The sequence below is a fragment of the Streptomyces sp. HUAS TT11 genome (assembly GCF_051553595.1).
Lineage (GTDB): Bacteria > Actinomycetota > Actinomycetes > Streptomycetales > Streptomycetaceae > Streptomyces.
In genome coordinates, this window is record NZ_CP196184.1 from 7,901,565 (window position 1) to 7,927,782 (window position 26,218).

Annotated in this window: 25 protein-coding genes; 16 read left to right on the forward strand and 9 right to left on the reverse strand. The window is 69.0% G+C overall.

From position 1 onward, the window contains the following. The first annotated feature begins 453 nt into the window (after positions 1 to 453). Positions 454 to 1,569 carry a PLP-dependent cysteine synthase family protein gene (locus tag ACSHXN_RS35490; RefSeq protein ID WP_438305061.1) on the forward strand — a complete coding sequence of 372 codons (1,116 nt, stop codon included), beginning with the start codon at positions 454 to 456 and terminating at the stop codon, positions 1,567 to 1,569. Then, the gene (locus ACSHXN_RS35495; RefSeq protein ID WP_356108873.1) at positions 1,566 to 2,819 is read left to right on the forward strand and encodes an MDR family MFS transporter; all 1,254 of its coding nucleotides are present in this window, start codon (positions 1,566 to 1,568) and stop codon (positions 2,817 to 2,819) included. Before ACSHXN_RS35490 ends, ACSHXN_RS35495 begins: the two co-directional genes overlap by 4 nt. A 44-nt stretch (positions 2,820 to 2,863) precedes the next feature. Here ACSHXN_RS35495 and ACSHXN_RS35500 read toward each other — a convergent pair whose 3' ends face one another. After that, positions 2,864 to 3,235 carry an ArsR/SmtB family transcription factor gene (locus ACSHXN_RS35500; RefSeq protein WP_355130382.1) on the reverse strand — a complete coding sequence of 124 codons (372 nt, stop codon included), beginning with the start codon at positions 3,233 to 3,235 and terminating at the stop codon, positions 2,864 to 2,866. A gap of 127 nt (positions 3,236 to 3,362) precedes the next feature. Here ACSHXN_RS35500 and ACSHXN_RS35505 point away from each other — a divergent pair, with 127 nt between their 5' ends. Together ACSHXN_RS35505 and ACSHXN_RS35510 are read left to right on the forward strand one after the other, a co-directional pair. Further along, on the forward strand, positions 3,363 to 5,342 hold the full coding sequence (locus ACSHXN_RS35505) for a heavy metal translocating P-type ATPase (RefSeq protein WP_438305065.1): 1,980 nt from the start codon (positions 3,363 to 3,365) through the stop codon (positions 5,340 to 5,342). Next, positions 5,339 to 5,734 (forward strand): (2Fe-2S) ferredoxin domain-containing protein, encoded by a 396-nt coding sequence (locus ACSHXN_RS35510; RefSeq protein ID WP_355130378.1) that lies wholly within the window; start codon positions 5,339 to 5,341, stop codon positions 5,732 to 5,734. The genes ACSHXN_RS35505 and ACSHXN_RS35510 overlap by 4 nt, the downstream gene beginning before the upstream one ends. A gap of 283 nt (positions 5,735 to 6,017) precedes the next feature. Here ACSHXN_RS35510 and ACSHXN_RS35515 read toward each other — a convergent pair whose 3' ends face one another. Continuing rightward, positions 6,018 to 7,640 (reverse strand): multicopper oxidase family protein, encoded by a 1,623-nt coding sequence (locus tag ACSHXN_RS35515; protein WP_438305067.1) that lies wholly within the window; start codon positions 7,638 to 7,640, stop codon positions 6,018 to 6,020. Between the two features lie 93 nt (positions 7,641 to 7,733). Then, positions 7,734 to 8,186, reverse strand: coding sequence for a hypothetical protein (locus ACSHXN_RS35520; protein ID WP_356108865.1), 453 nt, complete (start codon positions 8,184 to 8,186; stop codon positions 7,734 to 7,736). 379 nt (positions 8,187 to 8,565) lie between these two features. Here ACSHXN_RS35520 and ACSHXN_RS35525 point away from each other — a divergent pair, with 379 nt between their 5' ends. The 3 genes from ACSHXN_RS35525 to ACSHXN_RS35535 are packed head-to-tail and all read left to right on the forward strand — an operon-like array spanning position 8,566 to position 11,088. After that, positions 8,566 to 9,942 (forward strand): MBL fold metallo-hydrolase, encoded by a 1,377-nt coding sequence (locus tag ACSHXN_RS35525; protein ID WP_356108863.1) that lies wholly within the window; start codon positions 8,566 to 8,568, stop codon positions 9,940 to 9,942. A 25-nt stretch (positions 9,943 to 9,967) separates the two neighbouring features. Continuing rightward, positions 9,968 to 10,330 (forward strand): rhodanese-like domain-containing protein, encoded by a 363-nt coding sequence (locus tag ACSHXN_RS35530; RefSeq protein WP_438305070.1) that lies wholly within the window; start codon positions 9,968 to 9,970, stop codon positions 10,328 to 10,330. Further along, a complete protein-coding gene (locus ACSHXN_RS35535; RefSeq protein WP_438305073.1) occupies positions 10,327 to 11,088 on the forward strand; it encodes a sulfite exporter TauE/SafE family protein in 762 nt (253 codons plus the stop codon). The genes ACSHXN_RS35530 and ACSHXN_RS35535 overlap by 4 nt, the downstream gene beginning before the upstream one ends. Before the next feature lie 31 nt (positions 11,089 to 11,119). On the opposite strand, the gene ACSHXN_RS35540 is transcribed toward ACSHXN_RS35535, so the two are convergent. Then, positions 11,120 to 11,401: a metal-sensitive transcriptional regulator gene (locus tag ACSHXN_RS35540; RefSeq protein ID WP_355130366.1), complete on the reverse strand. Its 282-nt coding sequence runs from the start codon at positions 11,399 to 11,401 to the stop codon at positions 11,120 to 11,122. Positions 11,402 to 11,481: 80 nt separating this feature from the next. On the opposite strand from ACSHXN_RS35540, the gene ACSHXN_RS35545 reads away from it, so the two are divergent. After that, complete coding sequence (locus ACSHXN_RS35545; protein WP_438305076.1) at positions 11,482 to 12,051, forward strand: rhodanese-like domain-containing protein; 570 nt, start codon at positions 11,482 to 11,484, stop codon at positions 12,049 to 12,051. A gap of 689 nt (positions 12,052 to 12,740) precedes the next feature. On the opposite strand, the gene ACSHXN_RS35550 is transcribed toward ACSHXN_RS35545, so the two are convergent. Continuing rightward, complete coding sequence (locus tag ACSHXN_RS35550; protein WP_355130362.1) at positions 12,741 to 13,163, reverse strand: hypothetical protein; 423 nt, start codon at positions 13,161 to 13,163, stop codon at positions 12,741 to 12,743. A 929-nt stretch (positions 13,164 to 14,092) separates the two neighbouring features. On the opposite strand from ACSHXN_RS35550, the gene ACSHXN_RS35555 reads away from it, so the two are divergent. Continuing rightward, positions 14,093 to 14,317 carry a hypothetical protein gene (locus ACSHXN_RS35555; protein ID WP_355130360.1) on the forward strand — a complete coding sequence of 75 codons (225 nt, stop codon included), beginning with the start codon at positions 14,093 to 14,095 and terminating at the stop codon, positions 14,315 to 14,317. A 258-nt stretch (positions 14,318 to 14,575) separates the two neighbouring features. Further along, on the forward strand, positions 14,576 to 16,030 hold the full coding sequence (locus ACSHXN_RS35560) for a hypothetical protein (protein WP_438305079.1): 1,455 nt from the start codon (positions 14,576 to 14,578) through the stop codon (positions 16,028 to 16,030). A gap of 155 nt (positions 16,031 to 16,185) precedes the next feature. Here the strand turns inward: ACSHXN_RS35560 and ACSHXN_RS35565 are convergent, their stop codons facing one another. Next, complete coding sequence (locus tag ACSHXN_RS35565) at positions 16,186 to 17,046, reverse strand: alpha/beta fold hydrolase (RefSeq protein WP_356108852.1); 861 nt, start codon at positions 17,044 to 17,046, stop codon at positions 16,186 to 16,188. A 408-nt stretch (positions 17,047 to 17,454) separates the two neighbouring features. Between ACSHXN_RS35565 and ACSHXN_RS35570 the strand changes: the two genes are divergently transcribed. The 3 genes from ACSHXN_RS35570 to ACSHXN_RS35580 all read left to right on the forward strand — a co-directional run bounded on the left by ACSHXN_RS35570 (position 17,455) and on the right by ACSHXN_RS35580 (position 21,467). Continuing rightward, a complete protein-coding gene (locus ACSHXN_RS35570) occupies positions 17,455 to 18,132 on the forward strand; it encodes an alpha/beta fold hydrolase (RefSeq protein WP_355130354.1) in 678 nt (225 codons plus the stop codon). A 1,573-nt stretch (positions 18,133 to 19,705) separates the two neighbouring features. After that, on the forward strand, positions 19,706 to 20,413 hold the full coding sequence (locus ACSHXN_RS35575; protein ID WP_438305081.1) for a DUF305 domain-containing protein: 708 nt from the start codon (positions 19,706 to 19,708) through the stop codon (positions 20,411 to 20,413). A gap of 127 nt (positions 20,414 to 20,540) precedes the next feature. Beyond that, on the forward strand, positions 20,541 to 21,467 hold the full coding sequence (locus ACSHXN_RS35580; RefSeq protein ID WP_356108842.1) for a DUF4396 domain-containing protein: 927 nt from the start codon (positions 20,541 to 20,543) through the stop codon (positions 21,465 to 21,467). Positions 21,468 to 21,535: 68 nt separating this feature from the next. Here ACSHXN_RS35580 and ACSHXN_RS35585 read toward each other — a convergent pair whose 3' ends face one another. Continuing rightward, positions 21,536 to 21,958 carry a hypothetical protein gene (locus ACSHXN_RS35585; RefSeq protein WP_438305083.1) on the reverse strand — a complete coding sequence of 141 codons (423 nt, stop codon included), beginning with the start codon at positions 21,956 to 21,958 and terminating at the stop codon, positions 21,536 to 21,538. Positions 21,959 to 22,030: 72 nt separating this feature from the next. On the opposite strand from ACSHXN_RS35585, the gene ACSHXN_RS35590 reads away from it, so the two are divergent. The 3 genes from ACSHXN_RS35590 (at position 22,031) to ACSHXN_RS35600 (ending at position 23,603) form a co-directional block, all read left to right on the forward strand. Then, a complete protein-coding gene (locus ACSHXN_RS35590; protein ID WP_438305085.1) occupies positions 22,031 to 22,858 on the forward strand; it encodes an SDR family oxidoreductase in 828 nt (275 codons plus the stop codon). A 163-nt stretch (positions 22,859 to 23,021) separates the two neighbouring features. Further along, on the forward strand, positions 23,022 to 23,360 hold the full coding sequence (locus ACSHXN_RS35595; protein WP_438305087.1) for a YciI family protein: 339 nt from the start codon (positions 23,022 to 23,024) through the stop codon (positions 23,358 to 23,360). 114 nt (positions 23,361 to 23,474) lie between these two features. Then, a complete protein-coding gene (locus tag ACSHXN_RS35600) occupies positions 23,475 to 23,603 on the forward strand; it encodes a hypothetical protein (protein ID WP_438305089.1) in 129 nt (42 codons plus the stop codon). A 160-nt stretch (positions 23,604 to 23,763) separates the two neighbouring features. On the opposite strand, the gene ACSHXN_RS35605 is transcribed toward ACSHXN_RS35600, so the two are convergent. After that, complete coding sequence (locus ACSHXN_RS35605) at positions 23,764 to 24,696, reverse strand: aldo/keto reductase (RefSeq protein WP_355130340.1); 933 nt, start codon at positions 24,694 to 24,696, stop codon at positions 23,764 to 23,766. A gap of 396 nt (positions 24,697 to 25,092) precedes the next feature. After that, entirely contained in the window at positions 25,093 to 25,449 is a 357-nt protein-coding gene (locus tag ACSHXN_RS35610) for an aldo/keto reductase (RefSeq protein ID WP_438305092.1), read from the reverse strand. Positions 25,450 to 26,218: the final 769 nt, after the last annotated feature.

Sequence of the window (26,218 nt, forward strand, 5' to 3'; positions counted from 1 at the left end):
ATCTCGCAGGCAGCGTCCACACCTTTTGGGCCGCAGGACCCCACCTGAGCGTCGGGGTCACCGCCTGCTTTCATCCCGCCCCGGACACCGATCACGGACTCCACCCGGCACCCGAGCACCGCCATGAAGCCGGCGCTCACATCGATCACGCGGTAGACCGGCCCAGGGCCTCGGACGCCACCGTCTGCGAGTCCGGTCAGCACGCTTCGGGCATCGCTCCCTCCGAAGCGGCGCCGACCACGGTCAGCCACTCCGCCTGGACCAGTCCGTCCCGTGCCCCGGTTGCTGCGGAAGGTCCCCGGACTCTCGCGCTCCACTGCGTCTGGCGTCAGTAGGCGCCGCCCGCACGCCCCGACCATGTGCCAACTCCGCGGTCGAGGCATGCCTGCGCGCCCTGATTCGCAACGACCTCACCCGCCGGCAACACGCGCGGTGCGAAGGAGACGCACGCCCATGCACCTTCCCCTGCTCGAACCTCTCGGGGCTCACGCGCCCCTCCCCGTGATCGCCCGCCGCCCCGCTCAGTTGGTCGGCAACACGCCCATCCTGTGGATCGACGAACCCTTCGCCCCGCCCGGCCGCGGTTTCTACGCCAAGCTGGAGGGAGCCAACCCCGGCGGCATCAAAGACCGCCCAGGCCTGCACATGGTCGCCGAAGCGCGACGACGCGGTGACCTCGCGCCCGGTGCGCCGATCATCGAGTCCTCCAGCGGCACCCTCGGCCTGGGGCTCGCCCTGGCCGGAGTGACGTACGGCCACCCGGTCACGGTCGTCACCGACCCCGGCATGGAACCGTCCATGGTCCGCCTTCTCACCGCCCTCGGTGTCCACGTCGACCAGGTCGCCGTCCCGCATCCGGAGGGCGGCTGGCAGGAAGCCCGCCGTGAGCGCGTGGCAGCACGGCTGACCCGAACTCCGGGCGCCTACTGCCCTGACCAGTACCACAATCCCGACAACGTGGCCGCGTACCGGCCGCTCGCCGCCGAACTCATCGCCCAACTCGGCCGCATCGACGTCCTGGTCGCAGCGGTGGGCACCGGCGGCCATTCGGCCGGCATCGCCGCCGGACTGCGCGAGTCGTTTCCCGAACTGCGGCTGATCGGGGTGGACGCGGTCGGCTCGACGATCTTCGGACAGCCCGCCGGACCCCGACTCATGCGCGGCCTCGGTTCGAGCATCCATCCCGAGAACGTGGACTACGCCGCCTTCGGCGAGGTCCACTGGGTGGCCCCCGCCGAGGCGGTATGGGCCTGCCGCCAACTGGCACGGCGCCACTACGCATCGGGCGGCTGGAGCGTGGGCGCGGTCGCACTCGTCGCCGGCTGGATCGCGCGTTCGGTCCGGGCCGGCACGCGGATCGCCGCGATCTTTCCCGACGGACCGCACCGCTACCTGGAGACCGTCTACAACGACGCCTGGTGTCGCGAGCACCGGCTTCTGGGCCAGGAGCCACCCGAGGAACCCGACGAGATCGCCGAGTCCGACGAGTGCGTGGTCACCAGCTGGACCCGGTGCAGCCAGGTCCGGGACCCCTTGGGCCGTGACGTCGTGAAGGCGGGTGTCCGATGAGGGAGTTGCGGGCCCAGGTGGCCTCCTTCGACCGGCCGGCACGGCTGCTGATGGCCAACCAGTTCGCCATCAACCTCGGCTTCTACATGCTCATGCCCTACCTGGCGGACCACCTCGCCCATGGACTCGGCCTCGCGGCCTGGGCGGTGGGTCTGGTTCTGGGCGTCCGGAACCTCTCCCAGCAGGGCATGTTCCTGATCGGCGGCACTCTCGCCGACCGCTACGGCTACAAGCCCATGATCCTGGCCGGCTGCGTGATGCGCACCGTCGCCTTCGGAGTGCTGGCGTCGGTCGATTCCCTACCCGCCCTGATCGGTGCCTCGGCCCTGACCGGGCTGGCGGGGGCACTGTTCAATCCGGCCGTCCGCGCCTACCTCGCCGCCGACGCGGGCGAGGAGCGACGTGTGGAAGCCTTCGCGGTCTTCAACGTGTTCTACCAGGCGGGCGTCCTCGTCGGCCCTCTTGCCGGACTCGCCCTGCTGGCCTGGGACTTCGGGGCGGTGTGCTCGGTCGCGGCACTCGTCTTCGGTGCTCTGGCCGTGCTCCAGGCCCGCGCACTGCCCCCGTACCCCCCGGCCGACCGGGGCGCCGAACCGGCATGGCGAGCGGTCGCCCACGACTGGCGCACCATCGTCGCCAACCGGCCCTTCCTCCTCTTCGCCGCCGCCATGACCGGCTCCTACGTCCTTGCCTTCCAGGTCTACCTCGCGTTGCCGCTCAAGGCCCGCGAACTCTTCGGCGAGCAGACCGGATTGGTCACAGGCGCCGTCTTCGCGGCTTCCTCGCTCGCCGCGCTGTCCGGGCAGCTGAAGCTGACCGCCTGGGCGAAACGGGCCTTGGCCGGTCCCCAGGCCATCGCATACGGCCTCATGGTGATGGGGGCGGCGTTCGCCCCCCTGCTTCCCGGCCCGTACGCGGGACCTCTCGGCCTCACGGCGGGCATCCTCGGACTTGTTCTGTGCGCCGCCCTGCTGGCTTGGGGCGGGGCGCTGCTCTACCCCTTCGAGATGGACACCGTGGTTCGGCTCTCCGGTGACCGGCTCGTCGCGACGTACTACGGCGCCTACAACACCGCCTCGGGCATCGCGATCTCGCTCGGCAATCTGGCCGTCGGCGCCCTGTTCGACACCGGGATCCCATGGCTGCCCTGGGCGGCGCTGGCCGCCACCGGGTTCACCTGCGCAGGACTCGTCAGGCGACTCCACCACGCCGGGCACCTGGCGCCGAAGCCGGTCCCCGTGCCGGGATGAGGTGATCCGCCGGGGCCGGGCCACGACGGCGCGGTCCCGGTCCCTCAGTCGACAGCGGGCTCGGGGAGGTCACGCAGCCCCAGCCGTAGGTGCTCGACGTGGTACAGGGCCTGCTCCAGGAGCTCGGCGACGTGGTTGTCGTAGAGCGCGTAGACGACCGACCTGCCCTGACGTTCCCCGGTGACCAGGCCGAGATTGCGCAGCAGGCGCAGCTGGTGGGAACAGGCGGACTGTTCCATTCCGACGGCGTCGGCCAGTTCCGTGGCCGCGCACGGCCCTTCCTGGAGGCGGGCCAGGATCCTCAGCCGCGAAGGTGTCGCAAGGGCCTGGAGGGTGGTGGCCACATCGACGGCGCCGACGGATTCCAGGCGCTCGCGTGCGGTGGCGGTGGTGTTGACGTCAGCTCCGTGGCCCATACCCACCATCCTACGGACATGAAGACATGAATGCGTGTTCATGTGTTCCTGTACGGTGGAGAGGTGGCACCGGCTCGCCCCGGTCGACTCCATCTCGTCATGCCGTCGTGAAGGACCCTTGTCTCCCATGCCCTCCACCCTCACCGCGCCCTCCACGGACCGGGCCGCGCCCCCGCGTGACGGCGGTGCATCCTGGCGCCGCACCCGGGTCTTCGGCCTGCCCGAGGCACGCTGGGCCGCCGCGGCCACCGTCCTTTTCCTGCTCGCGCTCCCGCTGCAGCCGGCCGGCGCCCCTGCGTGGGCGTGGGGACCCCTGTACGCACTGGCGTACGCGACCGGTGGCTGGGAACCGGGATGGGCGGGCCTGCAGGCGCTCAGAGAGAAGACCCTCGACGTCGACCTGTTGATGATCGTGGCCGCGCTGGGAGCGGCGGCGATCGGTCAGGTGATGGACGGCGCGTTGCTGATCGTCATCTTCGCCACGTCGGGCGCCCTGGAGGCGATCGCCACCGCGCGAACGGCCGATTCCGTGCGAGGACTGCTGGACCTGGCACCCGCCAAGGCCACCCGCTTCGACACCGATGGGAGCGAAGTGATCGTCCCGGTCGAAGCACTCGAGGTCGGGGACATCATCCTCGTGAGGCCCGGTGAGCGGGTCGGCGCCGACGGCCGTGTCCTGGACGGGGCAAGCGACGTCGACCAGGCGACCATCACCGGTGAGCCGCTGCCCGTCACCAAGGAAGCGGGCGACGAGGTCTTCGCCGGCACCCTCAACGGCACCGGCGCCCTGCGCGTACGAGTCGAGCGGGACGCCTCCGACACCGTGATCGCCCGAATCGTCCGGATGGTGGAGGAGGCGTCCGAGACCAAGGCGCCGACCCAGCTGTTCATCGAGAAGGTCGAACAGCGCTACTCGCTCGGCATGGTCGTGGCGACCCTTGCCGTCTTCCTCGTCCCGCTCGCCGTCGGCACAGGGCTCACCCACTCCTTGCTGCGCGCCATGACCTTCATGATCGTGGCCTCGCCGTGTGCGGTGGTCCTGGCCACCATGCCGCCGCTGCTGTCCGCGATCGCGAACGCCGGGCGCCACGGCGTGCTGGTGAAGTCGGCGGTGGTCATGGAACGGCTCGGACAGGTCGACGCGGTCGCGCTCGACAAGACCGGAACACTGACCGAAGGCACGCCACGCGTGACCGACGTCCGACCGCTCGCCGGGTCCGGGCTGAACGAGAGCGAACTGCTCACCCTCGCCGCAGCGATCGAGCACCCGAGCGAGCACCCACTGGCCCGTGCTGTCGTCGACGCAGCCCGCGAGCGCGGGCTCGACCTCCCTGTGGCGGACGACTTCGACTCCACGCCAGGGGTCGGGGTGAGCGCCTCCGTCGGCGGTCGGGCGGTCGCAGTGGGCACACCGGCACGACTGCTGGACGGATCGTCCCACCCGCACTCCGCGCAGGCGGCCGACGTCGTGCGCGCACTGGAGCACAGCGGCCGGACCGCTGTGCTGGTCACCGTGGAGGGGACCCCCGTGGGACTGCTCGCCGTCTCCGACCGGTTGCGCACCGACGCCACCGCGACCGTGGCCTGCCTGGCGTGCCTGACCGGCACGACGCCCGTGCTGCTGACCGGCGACAACCCGCGCGCCGCCGCCCGCCTGGCCGCCGAGGTCGGTATCAACGACGTACGGGCGGGGCTGCTGCCGCAGCACAAGGTCGACGCGGTCAGGGAAATGGAGCAGGCCGGCCACAGGGTGATGGTGGTCGGCGACGGCGTCAACGACGCCCCTGCCCTGGCCGCCGCCCACACCGGCGTCGCCATGGGCCGGGCAGGATCCGACCTCGCGCTGGAGACCGCCGACGCGGTGATCGTCCGCGATGAGCTGCGTACGGTACCCGTTGTGATCGCACTGTCCCGGCGGGCCCGCAGGCTGGTCCTGCAGAACCTGATCATCGCGGGCGTCTTCATCGCCGGTCTGGTCGCGTGGGATCTGATCGGCACCCTGCCGCTGCCACTCGGTGTAGCCGGCCACGAAGGGTCCACCGTCATCGTCGGCCTCAACGGACTGCGGCTGCTGCACGAGGCCGCGTGGAAAAGGGCAGTCCGGTGAGCCGCCGCAAGGTTTCCGCACCGGCGGAGCCCCGGTGCACGGTCACCGTGTGCCGGGGATGCTGCTGCGGCACGGACAAGGTCACCGGCGTGGACCACGCCGCACAACTCGCGGCGCTCAGGACCGAACTGTCGTCGGACGCCCGAGTCCGGGCGGTGAACTGCCTCGACGCCTGCGAGCAGGCCAATGTCATCGTCGTGCAGCCCTCGACGGCTGGGCGAGCCGCCGGTGGGCGCCCGGTCTGGCTCGGGCTGGTCAACGACCCGGAGGCGACCGCCGACATCGCGGCCTGGATACGCGCCGGAGGACCTGGCCTCGCGGAAACACCCGAGATCCTCGACCTGTACGCCTTCGCGCCGTCACGCCGGATACGACGGGCCGTCGAGGACTGAGCACCTCCGCCCGACCCGTTCCCTCAAGAGGTGCAGCGCGTCGGCCGGACAGGCGTGGCTGTGCCGCCGGCCGTGGGGCCCCGTACCGGTTTCACACGGTGCGGGTGGCCATTGCGGGCGGCGCCGAACGTCGCCCGGATGAACAGCGGCGCAGGCGTTAGCCCTGCGGGTTTGAGGAGTGGCTCAACGGGGCTGTGCCCGTCGGGATCGGTTGCCGACCACGACGGGCACAGCCCACGGAGATGGCGATCGCTGGGCAGGGTGGTTCGGCTGCCCGCTCGGATCAGGCCCGGTACGCCATCAGCGCCATCATCCCCGCCTCGCCGTGATACGCGTTGTGGCAGTGCAGCATCCACTGGCCGGGGTTGTCCGCGTCCAAGTAGACGGACACCGTCTTCTTCGGGAGCACCATCGTGGTGTCCTTGCGCGGGCCTTCGGTGCCGAGTTGGTAGGTGTGGCCGTGCAGGTGCATCGGGTGCCACATGGTGGTGTTGTTGACGAAGTCCAGGCGGACACGCTGGCCTTCCTCGACGAGAACCGGGTTCGCCGTCGGGTCGTTCATGTCGAACCGCTCGCCGTTGACGGCCCAGTCGTACGCGGCCATGCCGCCGGTGAGCTCGATACGGTGCACTCGGTCGGCCTTCCTCGCGGAGAGCCGGGCGTCGTCGGCGGCCCTCAACCGGGAGGCGCTCATGATCATGCCGTTCAGTTCCGCCGGCCGGACGGTGGACTTCGGTGCGCTGCCGGATCCAGTGCGGACCAGCGCCATACCGGTGGCGTTCTTGCCCTCGGCCAGGGCGATCAGAGGGAAGACACCGTCGGTGAGGGTGACCAGGACGTCGTAGCGTTCCCCCATGCCGACCAGCACGGCGTCGACTTGCTGATGCCGGACCGGGAACCCGTCCGTGTGCGTGATGGTCATCTTGTGGCCGCCGAGCGCGACCCGATACGCCGTGTCGCCGCCGGCGTTGATGATGCGCAGCCGGACCCGTGTACCGGGCTTGGCCGTGTAGACGTCCGGATCTGCCGGCACACGGCCGTTGATCAGGTGGTACGGGTACCTGACGTCCCCGGCGTCCCCGCCCAGCAGCGCACTGTCGGAGTGCATGAGCATGAACTTCATCGGCATCCCGCCCCCGGAGGCGGACGGCGAGGCACTCATCCCATCCATGCCTCCGCTCATGTTCATCCCATCCATGTGGCCCATGTCGTGGGAGTACGAGCCGGAGCTCTCCATGCCCGTTCCGCTCATGTCGCCCATGCCCTGCTTGAGCTCGGCGAAGACCTCGTCGGGCGTCCCCGTGACGCCGTCGACCCAGTCGTCGAGGACGACGACCCACTCGTCGTCGTAGTTGAGCGGCTCCCTGGGGTCCTCCACGATCAGCGGCGCGTACAGACCGCGGTCGAGCTGGACACCGACATGGGGGTGGAAGAAGTAGGTCCCGGGAGTGTCGGCGACGAACCGGTAGGTGAAGTCGGTGCCGGCTCGTACGGCGGCCTGGGTGGCCGGAGGCACGCCGTCCATGTCGGCGCGCAGAGCGACGCCGTGCCAGTGGACGGACGTGGTGGTCTTGTTCGGCAACTGGTTGGAGAATTCGGCTGCGAGCGTGTCACCGGCGGACAGCCGCAGCTCCCTGCCCGGGGCTCGGCCGCCGAAAGCCCAGCTCTTGGCCATGACACCGCCGCCAAGGTCAAGCATCGCGGGCGCGGCGGTCAAAGTTGCCTTGTGCACCTTGCCGGTGCTCTTGCGCTGCTTGTCCGCGGCGGCGACCTGCGGGCCGCGGGGGTTGATCAGGCGGGGCTCGGAGCTGGAGTTGCCGGAGCCGCTGCTGCACGCGGCGAGCGCGCCCGCGCCTGCGACGCCGAGTCCGGCCAGCAGGACGGAGCGGCGGTTGATGCTGTTCATGTGGTGGTCCTCTGTTCGATGTGCCGTCGGTCGGGCCGTATGCGGGCACACCTCACTCCCGAATGGGGCGCGAGGGCGCCTCGGGATCGCGGCCTAGATCAGCAGGCGAGAGAGGACAGAGAGATCGGGCGGGGCGCGAGGTGCCGTCCCCGGAGGCACGTGCCCGGCGAAGTCGCCGCACAGGCCGTCCGTAGGGGCGGCGAAGGGTGCAGCAGGAGGGGGCACGAGATGCCACGTGTTGATGCTCGCGCTGGAGCAGTGCCCGGTGATGAGACCGGAGCAACCGCTGTGGTCGCCGTCCATGGGCGGTGCGGCGACTCGAGGGGCCTCGTCGTCCATGACCATCGTCGCCGGCGTCATCCCCGTCGACGTGTGACTCATCCCGGACATCCCGCCCGTGGTGGATGCGGAGCCCGAGGGTGTCGTGGAGGGGGCGTCGTGGTGGACGAGGACGGCGAACGCGGCGACCAGCGCAATGATCACAGCACAAGTCCAGCGCGTGGCGCCGGCCGGGGATTCGCTCCGCCGGTGCAGGGCTGTCGTCATGGCTTGGGCACCTGATTCGTTCGAGTGCAACAGAAACCTCAATATACCGAGGTGGGGTATCACTGCCACTCGGGGTGCATCGTCGAGGTGCGCCGGACGCCACGGTGCCGACGGCCGCAGGAGCCATGGCGATGGTGAAAGCACGGACACCCCCGGTGCAGAACCGTCGCCCCCTCTGCCTTCTGGATGCCCGAGCGCGGGTGCCCTCCGGCCGGGCGCCGGAGGTGAACTTCTCGACCAGCGGGTGCTCGGGGAACCAGGCCGCACGGTCATCCATCGGGGCGCTTCCCCTCTTCAAAATACCCCCCGGGGTATCCCTGGTAGGGTGGGAGACAGATACCCCGGGGGGTACATCGCTCGCTCAATAGGAGTCGCAGTCGTGTTCTTCGTCGACACCATGGAAATCGAGGGCCTGGGCAACCGCAGCTACCTGTCCGGCGGGATGCGGACCGCGCTGGTGGTGGACCCGCCCCGTGATATCGAGCAGGTCATCGCCGCGGCGGCGCGACGCGGGGTGTGCATCGCCTTCGTAGCCGAGACGCACCTGCACAACGACTACGTCACCGGTGGTCTGGAACTGGCCCGCGTGACCGGGGCCCGCTACCTGGTGCCGGCCGGGGCGTCGGTCGCCTTCGCCCGCACCCCGGTCGCCGACGGAGACACGTTCACGGTGGACGAGCACCTGGTGCTGCGCGCGATCGCCACCCCCGGTCACACCCCGCACCACACCTCGTACGTGCTGGAGGAGGACGGCCGAGGGGTGACGGCGTTCACCGGCGGGTCCTTGCTGATCGGCACCGTGGGCCGGCCGGATCTGGTCGAGCCGCGACTGACCGAGCAGCTGGCCCGCGCCCAGCACGCTTCCGCCCACCGTCTGGCGGACGAACTGGACGACGAGGTACCGGTGCTGCCCACCCACGGGTTCGGCAGTTTCTGCTCCTCCGCTCAGGCGGAGGGAGACGCGACCACGATCGGTCGCGAGCGCCGGGCCAACGACGCGCTGACCCAGGACGTGGACACCTTCGTCGCCGAGTTGCTCGCCTCACTGGACGACGTGCCCGCCTACTACACGCACATGGGCCCGGCCAACGCGGCCGGCCCCGCGCCGGTCGACCTCACCCCGCCCGCGCCCGCCGACGGCGAGGAGATCGCTGCCCGCCTGGCCGCGGGGGAGTGGGTGGTGGACCTGCGCAGCCGGGTCGCCTTCGCCCAGGGACATGTGGCCGGATCTTTCAACTTCGAGGCCGAGGGCAAGCTCGCCACCTACCTCGCCTGGCTGATCCCGTGGGGCAAGCCGGTCACCTTGCTGGCCGAGACGTCCGAGCAGGTCGCCGACGCACAGCGGGAACTGGCCCGGGTCGGCATCGACCGCCCCGCCTCCGCCGCCACCGGCGATCCGGGCGACTGGATCCGGGCAGGCGAGGTGCTCGCCTCCTTCCCACGCGCCCGCTTCGCCGACCTCAGCGCGGTGCGTGAGCGCGGCGAGCAGGTGGTGGTGCTGGACGTGCGGCGCGATGCCGAACGTGCGGGCGGGTTCGTCGACGGCTCGGTCCACATTCCGCTCCACAAGCTGCCCGGCCGCGTCAGCGAGGTGCCGGACGGAGTGGTGTGGGTGCACTGCGCCGGAGGGATGCGCGCGGCCATCGCCGCGTCCCTCCTGGATGCCGCCGGCCGCGACGTGGTCGCCGTCGACGACGGCTTCGACGCCGCCGTCGCGGCGGGCCTCACCCTCGCCGGCCGCGATGACACCGACTGAACGACGTGCACGGAGCGATCAAACGATGTTTTCACCTCTCCGCCGCGGACCTGCCCGCCTCACCCCGCAGCAGGCCCACCGGCAGACCAGCGACAGGCAGGCGGTCCTGCTGGATGTCCGCGAGTTGCCCGAGTGGGAGGCCGGGCACGCGCTCGGTGCGCTGCACCTGCCGCTGAGCCGCCCGACAGCTGGGGCGGGCCTTCCCGAGGCTGCACAAGACATGCCGGTGGTCGTCATCTGTCGCTCCGGAAACCGCTCCCGCACAGCCGCCGACCTCCTCGACGCCCGCGGTGTCGAGGCCAGTGATGTCGTCGGCGGCATGACCGCCTGGTCCCGCGCGGGCCTGCCGGTCACCGGTGACCGCGGCATCGGCGGTGGCATAGCGTGAGTGCACTGATCCTTGCCCTGGTCGCCGGTGCCGTGGTGGGGCTCGCGCTCGGCGCGCTCGGCGGAGGCGGCAGCGTTCTGGCGGTGCCCGCGCTGATCTACTTGCTTGGCTTCACCCCGGCCGCCGCCACGACCGCGAGCCTGATCATCGTCACCGCCACTTCGCTCGCGGCCCTGTATGCCCATGCCCGCAGCGGCACCGTGCGCTGGCGAGCCGGCGTTCTGTTCGCTGCGGCCGGGCTCCTGCCCGCCGTTGTCGCCGGCGCCGCCGCCGCTCGCCTGCCGCAGCCGGTCCTGACCGTCGCGTTCGCCGTCGTCGCCGCGCTGGCTGCCGTGCGCATGCTGCGCCCCGGCCGGACGGACACCGGCCGGACGGACACCGGCCGGACGGCGGTCCGGCCGGTGAAGGCTGTGGGGGTCGGCGCGGGACTGGGGGCGCTGACGGGACTGCTCGGGGTCGGCGGGGGCTTCCTCGCCGTGCCTGCCCTGGTCGCGGTGCTGACATTCGAGATGCAGGCCGCCGTCGGTACCAGCTTGCTGGTCATCTCGGCGAACTCACTGGCATCGCTCGCCACCCGTGGCGCCACCACGGCCGGGGTCGACTGGGCGGTGATCGCGCCCTTCACCGGGGCCGCGATCCTCGGCGCCTGGGACGGCAAGCGCCTGGCCGCCAAGGTCAGCGGCATCCTGCTGCGGCGTGCCTTCGCCGTCATGCTGCTGGCCGTCGCCGTCTTCATGCTCGTCGACGCCGTTGTCTGAGCCCAGTGGTCCAGCCAGTGGCACAGTCCGTTCAGGCCAGCGACAGAAACAGCTTTTCCAGACGGGCGCGCATCTGCTCCCGGTCTTCCGGCGCGGCCATGTCCTCATCGGTCAGGCAGCGCTGCAGACCAGTGGCGATGATGGCGAAACCTGCCTTGTCCAAGGCTCGGGACGCGGCCGCAAGCTGCGTGACCACGTCCTCGCAGTCCCGCCCCTCCTCGATCATCTTGATCACACCGGCGATCTGGCCCTGTGCCCGGCGCAGCCGGTTGACCACGGTCTTCAGTTCCTCCGCCGCCATCGCCAAATCCACAGCCCACACTCCTTCGCGGAATACCCCCTTGGGTATCCTATCGAAGGGGGTAACCCATCAAGAACAAAGGAAAATCCTCCGTGGCACACACCACTTCCCTCACCGCCGAGCAGGCACGCGCCCGGCTTGCCGACCTGACCGTCATCGACGTACGCACCCCCGGCGAATACGCCTCCGGCCATCTGCCCGGCGCCCACAACATTCCGCTGGACCACCTGGACGCGGCCCTGTCCGTCCTGAAGACCGCCGCCGACCGCGGCGACCTGCTCGTGGTGTGCGCTTCCGGTGCCCGCTCAGCCCAGGCCCGAGAGCGCCTGACGGAGCACGGCATCACCGCCGCAACCCTGACCGGCGGTACCACCGCCTGGGTGCAGCTCGGCCACGACGTCCACCGCCCCGCTGGCGGCACCCGCGCCGCATGGGCGATGGAACGCCAGGTCCGCCTCGCCGCCGGCTCCCTCGTCCTGGCCGGGCTGCTCGCCGGTCGGCGTTGGCCCGCTGCGCGCCGGCTGTCCGCGGGTGTCGCCGGTGGTCTGGTCTTCTCGGCCCTCACCGACACCTGTGGCATGGCCAGAATCCTCGCCAAACTCCCCCATAACCAGCCCAAGGCGACCGACCTCGACGCCACACTCGCCGCCCTGGGAGGCTGACACCGCGCACCGTCGCAGCACCCGGCTGCGGATTCGGACAGCCTGCCGCCCGGCCGATGCGCACCGGCATCCGTTACGCATTGCCGGCCGAGGTGGCGGCTCTCCTCGTCGGTGCCGACGCTGCCGCCGGGGTGGTGCCTCAGCCGCGCCGGCAGCTGAGGGCGACTGGTTCTTCCTGCTGGAGCACAACCTTTTGAGGTCTGTCGCTCGTTCGTCGGAGATTCGGGCAACGGCTCCTGGCTACGGGCAACGAGCGGGCGGAGTCCGATTTCGTTGCCCGATCGTGCGCAGTTGCGTCCCTGGCGCTCCGTCGGTGCGGCTCCCGTCACATGGACCGCCAGGAGGACAGGTGCCCAGCAGTTCCATCACGAGCGTGTGACCCTCGGAGTCGACACCCACGCAGACGCCCATGTGGCGGCCCTGCATCACCACTGCGGACACACCGCGCTGAATACCGACCACCTGCCGGCCGCGCCTCCCCTTGTCTGAACAACACGGCTCGGGCGCGTATGTGGTGTGGTGATGGGGGCCACGGTGGCGCGCGCCGAGCTGCCCAGCGAGGAGTCCGACCTTGTGGACGCACGGTTGGTCCGGCCGGGCGTCCTGACCGGGCAGCGGGGCGCGTGCTGTTTGCCGACGTGTGGGCTCGGCGCAGGGGAGTGGTATTGCCGTCCCCGAGGCCCGGGCCGTTACCTGAGGAAGATGCGCAGGCCGAAGTCGTTGCCTCGGTGCCAACCGGTGCTGATCTTCGGGCTGTGGTGGGTGTCGCTGCCCCAGCCGTAGAAATGCTCCCAGGTCACGTCGTCGCCGTACCAGTGGTTGTAGTCCGTCTCCGCGTAGGCCTGTACGGCCTTGCCGTCGTGCCTGGTGTCCCACAGGTAGAAGGCGCCGGAGGCGTAGGACTTGCCGTTGACCTTCTTCGTGCACTCCATGTACTTGGCGGAGCCGCCGGTGATGTGGATCGTCTTCCAGCCGGAGCACTTGTTGGCCGAGGCCTTCACGGTGCCCGCGGACGGAGCTGACGGTGCGGCGGTCGCTGCCGGGGCGGCCGCGAGTGCGCCAGCGAGCGCCAGGCCGGCGGTTGTGAGGGCGATGTGCTTGCGTGAGATCACGGTGGATCCTTTCCTTCGGCCGACGGACGGTCCCCCCGTTGGGTGCCTTGTTGTCCGTCGGGCCAACACCACCGTGCCTGCCGCTCGGTCTCGCGGCAACGGTCTCATGGGGCGGGTTTCGTGAACCTGCGGAGTATGTTGCAGACGCAAGCGGACGACTTCGCTCCCTGAGCGGGTTTGTCCATAAGTGACCGTTATTGGCTTGGCTATACAGCAGAATTTGCGCCTTTCGTAATCCACGGAGCATGTTGCATGCGCAAGCAGATGGCTTTGCTTTCCGGGCGCGTTCCTCCTTGAGGGATGGTGTTTTGACCGGGTAGGGGAAGGGAGGTGACGTCGCGCTTCGGACCAGGAGGTCCGGCTCGGACGTGGGCACGCTCTCGGGTATCGCCGGGGCCCGCCCGGCACCGGACAGCTCACCATCGGCGGCGGCCCCGGTGGCGGCTCGCTCCGCCTCTCCGGATGCCGAGGCGGGTGCGGCGAGGGCGGCGGCAGCCGGCTCGGACGCCGAGGCCGGCGACGGTCGTCATCCACCCCCGGTGGCGCGGCACTTGGGTACGGCGCCCGTGGGCGCGGGTACTGGCGCGATCCGGGGACAGTGTTGACGGTGCTGCAGGAAGCGGGGGCATCGTTTTCAGCGAGCTGTGCGGATGATCCAGCCGTGCGCGTACTCAAGAGTGATCTCGGCTGTCATGGCGAGGCTTCACAGCGCACGCCCTGTCTCACCGCCTCGGGCAGTGTCCCGATGTGGCTTGCAGCTGTCATTGACCCCATCGGTCTTCGGCCTCTCACCGTGATCGGGGCTGTCGGTTGTGCGGAGTTGGGCGCTGACCGGCCCTTCCCGGATCAGTCCGTTGGCGTCTGTGATGGCCGTCGACACGGACCAGAGGCCCCCTTGGCATGTACGGTCTGGTCCCTACACTCGCCGTGTGAACAACTACACGTGCACGCAGTGCGGCACCGTTGGTCTGGCGGAGGGTTTCATCGAGGACGCCGGTGAGCATTCGCGCGGGTACGCGCGCTGGATCGAGGGCGCGTTGGAACGGGGGTTCTTCGGCGGCGCCAAGCGGATGGGCCGGCCCCGCCGGCAGATCGAGGCGTACCGCTGCCCCAAGTGCGGTCACCTCGAACTGTTCGCCGGCGCCCAGGTGTAGTGCCCTCCCGCTGTCCCGCCCTTGTGTCCGTCTGCCCGCCGAGACAAACCGCGCCAACCCCTACGTCCCTTCTGCCACGTTCGGCTGCGAGGACGTCCGCCCGTACCTGTTCGGCCCGAGTGAGGTCGACTGCAACCCGGCCACCGGCGTCAGCGAGGGTCCGTCCGTGCAGGGCCGGGAACAATGGAGCGGCCCGCGGTACGTGCGACGGCGCATAGATCACGACAACTCCAGCAGGGGGACTGGCACCATGGGACGGTGCCTGCTTCCTCCGAACTTCCCGACACCGCACAACCGGCCCTGGACGTGCTGCTGTGCGGTCTGGCCGGCAACCCGTCGGCGCCTGCGGAGGTCCTGATTCGTCTGACGGCGGCAAACATCGATCGCTCTGGGCTGGCCCGTCGCCGCGACCTCCCCGCGGAGGCTGCGGCCGCGCTTGCCACCGACCCTGATGTGGCCGTGCGGTTGGATCTCGCCTCGAATCCGAACCTCCCACCCGCGGTTCAGATCGTCCTCACCGACGATGACGACCCACGGGTGCGGGGCCGACTGGCGGAAGGAACGGAGTACTTCACCACGGTCGGTGTGCACGGGCGCCGAATCCCGGACCCGCTCTCGCGCGAGGCCTACGAACTACTGGCCCGCGACCCGGAGCCGAAAGTCCGCCGCGCGCTGGCCTTCAACCGTCACCTGCCGGACGATGTGCGGGCCGCGATGCTCGATGACGAGGACCCGCGAACGGCCGCCATTGCCGCTGCCGAATGGCCTTCGGCCCCGACCGACCGGATCGGCGAACTCCTGTCGCGGGTGACCGGCGCCTTCGGCCGGCAGATGCTTCTGCTCCGCCTGGACGGCCCGCTTCCCACAGAGGCAGCACACGCCATGCTCACCGACCTCGACTTCACTGCAGGCGATGAGTACAGCATGGGTCTGCTGCGGCAGATCGCCGAAGTCGTCGACCTGGACACCGGTCTGGTCGACCGATTCATGGCCAGTCCGGACCTTCGCGCGGCGGTGGCGGCCAACCCGACGCTGTCAGCCGAGTATGTCGCGGACTTGGCGCACGATCCGGACAACCGGGTCCGCGCGGCTGTTGTCGCACGGCGCGGCCTCGATCCTGCGTTGCGTGAGTCGATACCGGTCGACTACGACGACCGGAGCAGCGCCATCGTCGGCTGGCTGCTCACCGAGGACCTGTCCGGGCAGGAACAACTTGCGTTCGCCCGAAGCCGTCACCAGATCTTCCGCAAGACCCTGGCCATGCGGCCCGAACTACCGGAGGAGACTGTCGAGATCCTCGCCGACGACGAGAGCTTCGCGGTTCGACTGTTCGTCTGCGAGCGGCAGTCGAACGCCCCCGGCCGGCTGCTGGCCCAGATCGTCGAAGTGTGGGCCGGCTACAGCCGATGGGACATGCTCGCCCACAAGAACTTCCCCGCCGATGCCGCCACTCGCCTGGCCTGTTCCGAAGAACGCCACGACCGTGCGGTCGCCGCCGCACATCCCGGTTTGTCGGCCGACACGCTCGAGACCCTGCTGGCCGACGACGATGACACGGTCCGACGTCGAGCCGCGACCAACCCCGCCGTTCCAGCCGACCGGCTGATCGAACTGCTCGGGTCCGCCGACTCCACCATTGCCGCAGGAGCCGCCGCGAACCGGATGCTTCCCGTGGTCACGATGCGCCAGATGGTGGATCGAGCAGGGTTGTGACGACACGGCGCGATCACCGGCGTGGTCGAGATGATCGATGGCCTGTGGTCCGTCCACTGGGCCGAGCCGGAGCGGCACCGGACCACGACGTCCGCCTGCACCCGAAGGAAGGGTCACCCCCGGATGCCGACGCCGACCGTAGGTCCGTGACCTCGTTACCTGTGGTCCCTGGCCAGGAACTTGATGACGGTCTGGACGAAGTCGTCCGGACCGTCCACCCACGGGCTGTGCGCGGCACCCGCCTGGACGATGTGCTCGCCGCGCGGGAAGATCCCAGCCACCTCGGCGGCGGAGTCCGGGCGGGGGGAACCGTCCAACTCACCGGAGATGACCAGGACGGGCACGTCCAGTTCAGCCAGTACGGCGCGGGCGGCGGCCGCGCCGTCGAAGGCGCCCGGCGCCAGGTAGGCGTTCGCCGCCTCCATGTCGAACCACTCCTCGCACGCGGCGGCGTGCGCCTGCGCGGCGGCATCCCAGCGACCGTAGGAGAGGCGGTCGAGCAGTGCGAAGTCCTCGTCGCTCGCCTTCCCGGACACCGCCCGTTCGAAGGCCGGCCGGACCTCCTCGTACCAGGGCTCGTCACGGCGCAACTCCAGCGCCTCGCGGCGCCGTTCGACGGGGAAGTCGACGCCGGCAGTGCGCGCCCTCGCGCAGACCAGGACGAGTGAGTGCACCCGCTCCGGGTAGCGGGCCGCGTAGGCCAGCACGAGGTCACCAGCAGCCGAGTGACCGAGAAGGTCCAACTGTTCCAGTCCAAGGGCGACGCGCAGCGCCTCGATGTCCTCGGCCTGCCGGTCCACCCGGAGGCTCGCGAGGTCTGCGGGCTTGTCCGAGTCACCCGTGCCGCGCAGATCCAGCAGCACCAGCTCCCGCTGCGCGGCGAGCCCACCGAGGTCGCCGAAGTAGGCGGAGGGCATCATCGGCCCGCCGGGGATGCAGACGAGCGGTCGGTCACCCCCCGAGCCCTTTCGGTGGTAGGCGAGGCGGGTCCCGTCGGGCACGTCGAAGGTCAGCATGAGCGGGATGCTTGCAGGTGGCGCGATAACCCGCCAGGGAATAAGCGACCCGGTGCACCGATTTTGCAAGCCCTTCGACGGGCCTCGCGCTGCGGAACAGAAGAACTTGACCGGGAACACCACCCTGTGGGCCGTAGTTGATCGGACCTCTGGCGGACAGCGCGGCCCAACGTGGCCCGGTTCGTGTGGGCCCGATTGCTGAGGCCGGATGCGTCGGTGTAGCAGGTGCCGTAGGGCTTCTCTGGGGAGGCATTGGGGTACTCCTCGAAGGAGCGTCGCTGCAGTGCGGGCGGCCGGAAGCCCTCGACGCGGGTTCGCATTACGGCACGCCGTCACCGCCCCGAGCGTGGCCGAGGTATGTGATCGCCGGCTGTACTCGTAGTGTTCTGCTCGACCTACGATGACGCGGTGAAGTTCGTGATGGTGCCGGGTGGCTGGCAAGGCGGGTGGGTGTTCGACTCGGTGGCTGCTGAGCTGCACCGAGACGGTCACCAGGTCGAGGCGGTGACCCTGTCGGGGTTGGAGTCGGACGGCCCGGTCGATGTGGACCGTCCGCCGAACCTCGACACCCATATTGCCCAGGTGGCCGAGATCATCGACCGTGGCGACGGAACTCCCGTCGCGCTGTGCGGGCACAGCTACGGCGGGATGGTGATCGCCGGTGTTGCGGATCGGCTCAGCGACCGCCTTGATCAGCTCGTTTTCATCGACGCCTACGTCCCGGACGACGGAGATTCGTGCTGGTCTTTGACCAGCGACAGCTTCCGGGAGTTGTTCATATCCGGCGCCCGCGCCGACGGTCGATGGGTCGCAGTCCCCGAAGGGCTCGACCCTCGCGCGCGACCGCACCCATTGGCGAGCTTCGTCCAGTCGATCAGGCTGGGAGACAACTCCAGCCGCGCGCTCGGCCGAACGTTCATCAGTGGTGGCGCGTGGCCGGGTAGCCCGTTTGTGACCCTGACCGAACGGTTGCGCAACGACTCAGGCTGGCGGGTCCACGAGATCCCCGTCGGCCACAACATCGCCCGCCGCGACCCGCACAGCCTCGCTGCCGTTCTCGGCGCATTGCCGCCCGATTCCGCCTGACGCACAGCCGCTCACTCCTCTGTGTCGTCGCCCTCGTCAAGGTGGCCGGTCGCCGGGTCGCGCAGGGGCCGCAGGCCCTCCGTGCGGCGGGCCGGCGTCGAAGTTGTAGCGGCCCAGGCAGTTGAGGTTGGTGTGCTTGAGCGGGGAGACACGGGTGACGTCCTCGTCGCGGCCCTGGACACACCGAAAGGACCCCTCCCGCCGGATGTTCCGGCGGTAGAGCCCGACAGGCAACGCTGCGGGCCCTGGGTTTTGAAAGCGTGGCCCCGAACGGCGTCTAAGAATCACAGGGACGCTCCCCGGTTTCACTTGCGGCGGTACTGCCGGCGGTGGGGGTCGAGGGCCGCGGTCCGGAGCATCGGTGACGAGGTGTTGTCCAAGGGGTTCGGGCCCGGGTTCGGGTCCGTGGCGTCGCAGACGTATCGCGGGGCGGCTGGTCGAAATCGTCGGCGGGGTGGCTGGGGCAGGAGACGCCGCCGTACCGCCAGGTCCAGCCGGCCGAGGGGCTGCCGTCCTGTCCGTCACGGCCGTCGGTGCCGTCCTCGCTTCCCTGCCGGACCTTGAGCTCCGGCAGATCCTGGCAGCGCGGACGGGCCCGGTCAGTGGAGTCGGCGCCGTCCTGGCCCGCCGGGAGGCCCAGCAGGCTCGGACGGGCCGGTGACGGTGGGCGCCGGTTTCCCTGTCGGGCCGACCGACCCGGGATGGGTACCGGGACCTCGTACGGTTTCAGATTGCTGACCGCTCGAGAGGGGGCCGGCGTAACAGGAGTGCGCACCTGCGCGCCCAGCACGCCGGCGTCGCCCGCCAGCGTGGAGACGGCGGAGCCTCGCTGGGCTGCCTCGTCGGCCATCACGTCGGCACGCTGCGCTTGGCGGTCGATGGGGATGAGCTTCGTGGTCAGCGAGTCGTATCCGGTCAGGGCCCCGTTCTCATGAGCGGCCCGGTTCGCGACTTGGGCGGCCCGGGTGGCGCCGCGCGTGCTACATGGCCGCCGCCGCGGTGGCAGGCGTTGGCACCAGGTCGGCGATGGCCGTGAGCAGGGCGGCGTCCATGCGGCCTCCTCGGCGTGGTCACAGAGAGCTGATCGACCTCCTGAGTGGGCGGTCCTGCCTGCCCGCCCTTCGTCGAGGTAGCCCGCACGCTACGCGGCGCGATCCCGCTCGGTTTCAAGAGCGTGTGGTACGCGAGGCCGATCGCCAGAGCATCGATGAGGATGTCTGTCACGAGCGGCTTGCCGCCGAACGAATGCGTGAAGTACGGGGTCCCGAGGCCGTCACCGGGACCGAGCATTCCCCGGCTCCGTCGCTTCCATTTTAAGTGGCTCAGTCATTCACCGTCGTCGGGGAACTCCCAGTTCTCGGTGCCTCCCAGCAAGGCGGGAGGGTCCAGTCGGGTGACGGAAGGGCCGGGTTGGCGGCCGTGGACCCCACGACTGCTCAGGGCGCGGTGGCCCGGCGACGCTCGTACACTGAGGGTGTGTAATCTGTCACAAATTGTGACAATTGCAGCGACCGGGAGCCGAGCACCTGCGTGCATCAGCCGCCATGCGGCTCTGACAGGAGGGACACCAGTCATGAGTTCAGGCTCAGGTATAGGCCGGACCATCGCGGCCGCGCTGGCCGCGGCCGTCGTCGTCGCGCCGGCCGCGTTGGCTACCACAGCCGCTGCGGCGCCTCTGTCCACCTTGAGGTCGAGCACCCTGCCTTCCCCTCAGCCATCACCGAGTGACGCCCCGGCGATGCTGGCGCTGGCCCAGCGCTACGCCACCGCCCTGCGCGGGCTGAACGGCCCTGTGGTCGAGCAGACGTTCCTCGGCAACATGATCTCCCATCACGCCGCCGCGGTGGCCATGGCCCAGCTCGAGCTGACCCGCGGCACCCATCCCGAGGCCAAGACCCTGGCCAGGCAGATCATTACGGCTCAGAACCGCGAGATCACCGAGATGACCACCTGGCTACGGCAGTGGTACGGCCTGACCGCAGAACAAGCCCAGCAGAAGGCCCCGGCAACGATCCGGGCGCTGACCAACCACGTTCACAATGGCTTGCGATCAATGCAAAGTCGGTTGGCCGCAGTTCCGGCTGGTCCCAATTTCGACAAGGCGTTTCTGGCGGCGATGGTCCCGCACCACGAGATGGCCATGGTCATAGCTGACGCCATGCCCGGGCGCGCCACCCACTCGCAGGTGACCGCGCTGGCCCAACAGATCAGCACTTCCCAGACCGGCCAGGTGGCGCAGATGCGGGACTGGCTGCGCGCCTGGTACGGCGCCAGCGGCTGACCTGCACCGATCGGCTGCGGAGACCTGGATCGGCTTGAGGAGGGCTCGGACGTGATCTGCTCCGCCAAGTCCGGTGCAAGTCGACGTTGTACGAGACGAAGCGCCGCGAACAGCCCAGGAGGCGAAGATGCTCATCGAGGGCGTCATGCTTCTGTGGTTCATCCAGGTCGTGATCGGTGTGCTGTTCGTGGCCATCGACATTCACACGACGCCGGAGGCCACGGTGATGAAGTGGGGCTTCGTGATCATCACCGCGTTCAGCGGACTGTTCGGGGCGTTACTGTACGTGCTCAGCTGCCGGGAACCGCTGCCAGGAACCCACGAGCAGTACGTCTCCGCCAAGTGGCGGCAGGTGGTTGGCTCCACGATGCACTGCGTGGCTGGCGACGGGATCGGCATCCTCGCTGCGAAGGTCCTAACGTCGGGGGCCGGCTTGCCGATGTGGGCCGACGTCCTGTGCGAGTACGGCCTCGGATTCCTGTTCGGCTGGACCGTGTTCCAGGCTCTCTTCATGAAAAGCATGTTCGGCTCGTATCGCACGTCCTTGTCCAAAACCTTCATCGCGGAACTGCTGTCCATGAACGCCGTCATGGGCGGGATGACCGCAGTCATGGTTCCGTGGCTGACGCACGACATGGCCGCCACACACCCGACCGGCCCACGGTTCTGGTTCGTCATGTCCATAGCGCTGTGTGCGGGGTTCCTCGTCGCGCTGCCGATGAACTGGTGGCTGGTCGACCACGGTCTCAAACATGGGATGATGACGGTCCGCGGCGACGCCGGCCCGGTCCCCCAGGTCGCGGCACTTGCCCTCGCAGGCGCCGCGCTCGGCGGCGACCAGCAACACTCGCCCGCGCTTGCTCAGCACACTCCGATGTCCGGTAACGGTGTCATCGGTTCCGCAGATGCCACAGTGCCGCCCACCGGCCGTACACACCACATGGAACCGCGGATCAGCAGGGGCCGACTCGCCGTGATGACCGTGGTCAGTTTTGCGATCTTCGGTGCGGGCTTCCTCGTTGCGGGTCTGCTCGGAAACCTGACAATGCGATAGTCACCCCCGGAGCCTCGATTGCGCCAGGACTGACGACCACCAGCCACACCAAGATCATCACACCGAGGTCAGACGGAGGTCCCCAGCCCGGCTCTCACAACAGACCCGACCGGTAGGGAAGAGAGCTCCAGAGCGACGCGCCCGGTGTTCGGTTCGCGGTCCTCCCGCACCGCCAGAACGCTCTCCCCGATGTGGTCTGCGAACGGTGTCTCCTCGCCGATCGCTCCCACTGCGACGAGCCCTGAGTCGCCCATGTCGTAGCCAGCGTTCGGCTCCGATGCCTCAATAATCAGACACCAATCCGATCCGGTCGTGATGTGAACGGCTGCCCCCTGGTCATCGATCAGCCACACATCCAACGGGCCCGCAGGGTCATCACTGCCGTACAAGTGCCACGACCCGACGACCTCTGCGAGTCGACGCCCCACCAAACTCTGCGTGCTCACCCCAGCGCCATGAAGCGGGCACTCGTTCGACTTGTCAGACTCCATCGGCCGACAGTACCGCCGACCGACCTCCCAGCTCACAGCCTTGTACGGGACAAGCGTTTACGGTGTCGCCTCGTGGCGATCCTGATCATTGGTGGTTCCGGGTTCTTGGGTACCGAGTTGGTTCGGCAAGCAGCAGTGGCCGGGCACACGACGGTCGCGACCTACGCGACCAGGCCCGGGAGCAGTCGAGACGTCGAGTGGCACTCCCTCGATCTACGGGATCCGGAAAGCATTGAAGCGGTCGTGGCCGAGGTCAGTCCACGTGTCGTCATCAATGCGTCGAGTGGCAGGGCGGACTGGTCGGTCACGGCAGAGGGCCCTGTCCGTTTGGCGGTGGCGGCAGCGAAGTCCGGCAGCCGTTTGATCCATGTCTCCAGTGACGCCGTGTTCTCAGGCGCGAGCGTGCACTACGACGAGTCCTGCCCGCCTGATCCCGTCACTCCGTACGGGGCGGCGAAGGCAGCTGCGGAGACGGGGATTCTTCTCATGCATCCGGACGTCGTCGTCGCCCGCACCTCGCTGATCATCGGCGATGGGCAGTCCGTGCATGAACGTGCCGCGCACGAACTCGCCGCCGGGGCCCGGGCCGGCGTCCTGTTCACCGACGACATCCGCTGCCCGGTGCATGTGGCCGACTTGGCCTCTGCTCTCTTGGAACTCGCGTCGGGAGACGCGAGCGGTATCCACCACCTCGGTGGAAACGAGGCACTGAGTCGTCACGAACTCGGCATCCTCATCGCCAGGCGCGACGGACTCGACGCCTCCCAACTGCCCACGGGCCTGCGGGCGGAGAGCGCGCTTCCCGGAGCCCTCGATATACGCCTCGACAGCCGCGCGACCCAGCGCACACTGCGTACCATGCTCCGCGGCGGCCGCCAGTTCCTCACCCCTGCGGCTTGAAACGCCTGGCGGCCGACTGCCGGCGAGCTCGCATCCCCCTCCACCTCATAGCTGAAGGCAGCCAAGGCTTTTTCGGAGGCCCGCGGAGTGGCGGCTTTCACGGGAGGCGTTCGTCGTAGGGTGTGAGGTGCTCGAAAGAGGACAGCGGCCAAGGGAGCCACGTATGACGCGGTACCTGATCTCGTTCGATGATGGCGCGATGACCTTCCCCGAGGAGGAGTTGCCCGAGGTGGCCGAGGCCTCGCACGAGGTGGTGCGTAAGGCTCAGGATGCCGGTGTGTGGGTCTTCGGCGGTGGACTGGAGAGGCAGCAGGCAAGCGTCGTGGCCACCGACGGGACGGTCACCGACGGCCCGTACCCGGAGACCAAGGCGGTGCTCGGCGGGTTCTCGATCATTGATGTGGCCACACGCGAGGACGCGCTGGAGTGGGCTGCCAAGATCGCCGCCGCGTGCCGCTGTGCGCAAGAAGTCCGGGAGATCATGGCCGACCCGACCGTCTGAGCGAAGACGACCCGCTGCGGCTGGGGGCCTGGTTCGGGGGCTCGCTTGAAGGGGCGTGTGTCCAGCGCGAGTTGGCCGTCAAGCGCGCATGCCCACGCCCAACTGCCTGGCGATGTGACGAAGGCCGACCGCGCGCGTGCGATAGAGGCCGCTGCCTTGGCGGTGGAGTACGACGCCTCCGGACAACAAGATCTGCTCGTACTCAACGGCGTCCTGCAGGGCCTCGGTGACGTCGCACTCTGATGGGAGGCGAGGGGGCAGCGGTAGTTGAGTGATGACGAGATAGCCGATGAGGCACTGTTGCTGACCCAATCGCCCCGGTACGGGGCAACGGTTCAGGACCCCGGCGGCACGGTCCAAGAGGATGCGGTGGGTTGACTGTGCCGCCGGGCCGGGACGGTGGTCAGGGCACGATGTAACCGGCGGCGCGGAACAGGTCGTACCACTCCGCGCGGGTCAGCGGCACGTCCGACCCGAGGGCGGCGTCCGCGACACGCTGCGGTGTGGTGGTACCGATGACCACCTGCATCCGGGCGGGATGCCGGGTGATCCAGGCCGTCGCGATCGCCAGGGGCGGCACACCGTACTTCGCCGCCAGGCGGTCGATGACGGCGTTGAGTTCGGGATGGTTTGCCGAGCCGAGGAACGGGCCGTCGAAGAAACCGGCCTGGAACGGTGACCAGGCTTGCACGGTGATGTCGTGCAGCCGGCAGTAGTCCAGGAGCCCGTCGTCACGGGTGACCGACTGCTCCAGGCCCTGCATGTTGGCCGCGACGCCTTGCGCGATGAGCGGGGCGTGCGTGATCGACAGCTGGAGCTGGTTCACCACCAGCGGCTGGCTGACGTAGCGGCGCAGCAGGTCGATCTGCCGGGGGGTGTGGTTCGAGACACCGAAGGCCCTTACCTTGCCTGCCGCGGCCAGCTGGTCGAAGGCACGCGCGACTTCTTCGGGTTCGACCAGGGCGTCGGGGCGGTGCAGCAGCAGGATGTCGAGGTAGTCGGTGCCCAGAGCCTTGAGCGAACCGTCCACCGACTCGACGATGTGCTCGTAGGAGAAGTCGAAGTACGGGCCTTCACGGACGATGCCCACCTTCGACTGGATGATCAGCTGTTCGCGCTGTGAGGGGCCCAGTTGCATGGCCTCGGCGAAGCGGCGCTCGCAGCCGTGCAGCTCACTGCCGTACACATCCGCGTGATCAAGGAACGTGATGCCCGCGTCCATCGCGGTGGCGAGGAGTTCTCGCACTTCCTCGTCACTCTTGTCCTGGATGCGCATCAGGCCGAGCACGACGTTCGGGACGACCATGTCGGTGCCGGGCAGGTTGAAAGTCTTCACGATCGTGTCCTTGTCGGTAAGGGGTATGTCGGTGCCGTTACGGGGCGGCTCAGGCCGCCGGCAGGCGGGAAATCTGCTCGGGGGTGAACGTGACGTCGGTGGCAGCGCCGGGAGTTCGGGCGCGTTCGCGATCCCGCACGGCAGGCGCCACGGCAGGAACGCTGTGCCCAACTCCGGGCAGCGCTCCAACCGGCGCAGGCTGGAGCGGAACCTGGGTGAGAACCTGTTCCGGACCGACGCCAGACGACCGCCCAGGATCTCGTTCGCCTCGTCGATCCGGTCCACGGTCGCAGTTTGAAATGCCCGCCATGAGGATTACGCCCTCGTCCGGCGAGTCACGTATCGCATCGGCGTACACCACACATGGGTCGGGGCTGCGGAACCGGTAGAGGCCGATCACCTCGACGCCCAAGCCCTTCGCCGACTCCTTCGCGGCCCGCTCGAGATGGGCCGGATTGCCGCTCGCCGTCCTGCTGTCGTTGCAGGGCCGCAGGCGGCCCCCTTCGTCGCGTCGAGCACGTCGTTCGGGCCCCGATCGAACGCGCGCAGAGCCACGGCGATGAGCGACTCGTTGTACCTGACCTCGTCGGCGTCGCGGTGGGCCACGTCCGCCGTATCGATGAGCGTGACACCGGCGTCGAGTGCGGTGTGGATCGTTGCGATCGATCTGCGGGCTTCGTGGGTGATGGACAACGGCATGCCGTCGGGCCCCGTCGCCGAAACGGCCTGTCCGCCGATCGTGCGTTGCTTCATCGGAAATCTCCTCCGGTAACGGAAGACAGGTGGTCGAGGTCTCCTCGCACGGAAGGCCGGTCCTGCCCGAGCCTAAGGACCGCAAATCCAGAAGTCCAACAGTTGTTGGTCATGACATTGAGAGACGGAATGGATAAATGGATCTGCGGCAGGACTCGCCCTCGAGCAGCGCGCCGAGGTGGCCGTCTCCGCTCCGCACAAGTCCAAGGGGGGACGTGATTGGGTCCAGGTGACAATCGCCGACGACTTCACCTGGCCGAGAGACAGCGACCAAAAGGATGACATGAAACACGCCATCCCAGGGCCCAGGGCCCAGGGCCCATCGGCGACAGCGTGGGCTGCCTCGCCTACGTGGCCATCACCCGCACCTGCGGGCGCCTGGACATGGACGGTCTGTCGTGGATCGAGCACCACTCCGATGGAAATCCCGCAACCGGGCACACGCCCCGCATGCCCGGCCGCAACAGCGACGAGAGGTCGCTTCGGGACCGTACATGGTTATGGAAGATCCTCCGAGGCAGGCATCCTCTCTCTGCCTGACAGTTGCTGGGTCGGTTGAGCGCCTCCGGGCCATGCCGGCGTTCCTTGCTCTTCCATCGCCTGCCGCCGTAGGTGCGTGGTCAGTGCAGTGCGTGGGCTCTACTTACTGCGGGTTAGTGCTTATAAGTTCCCTATGCGCGATTAGTCGTACGCTAAGCTTCTTTACTGAGTCGTGACTCTCTATTGGGTGGCCGATTACTCAGTCTGTTGAGGTGGCCGTCTCCGGCGA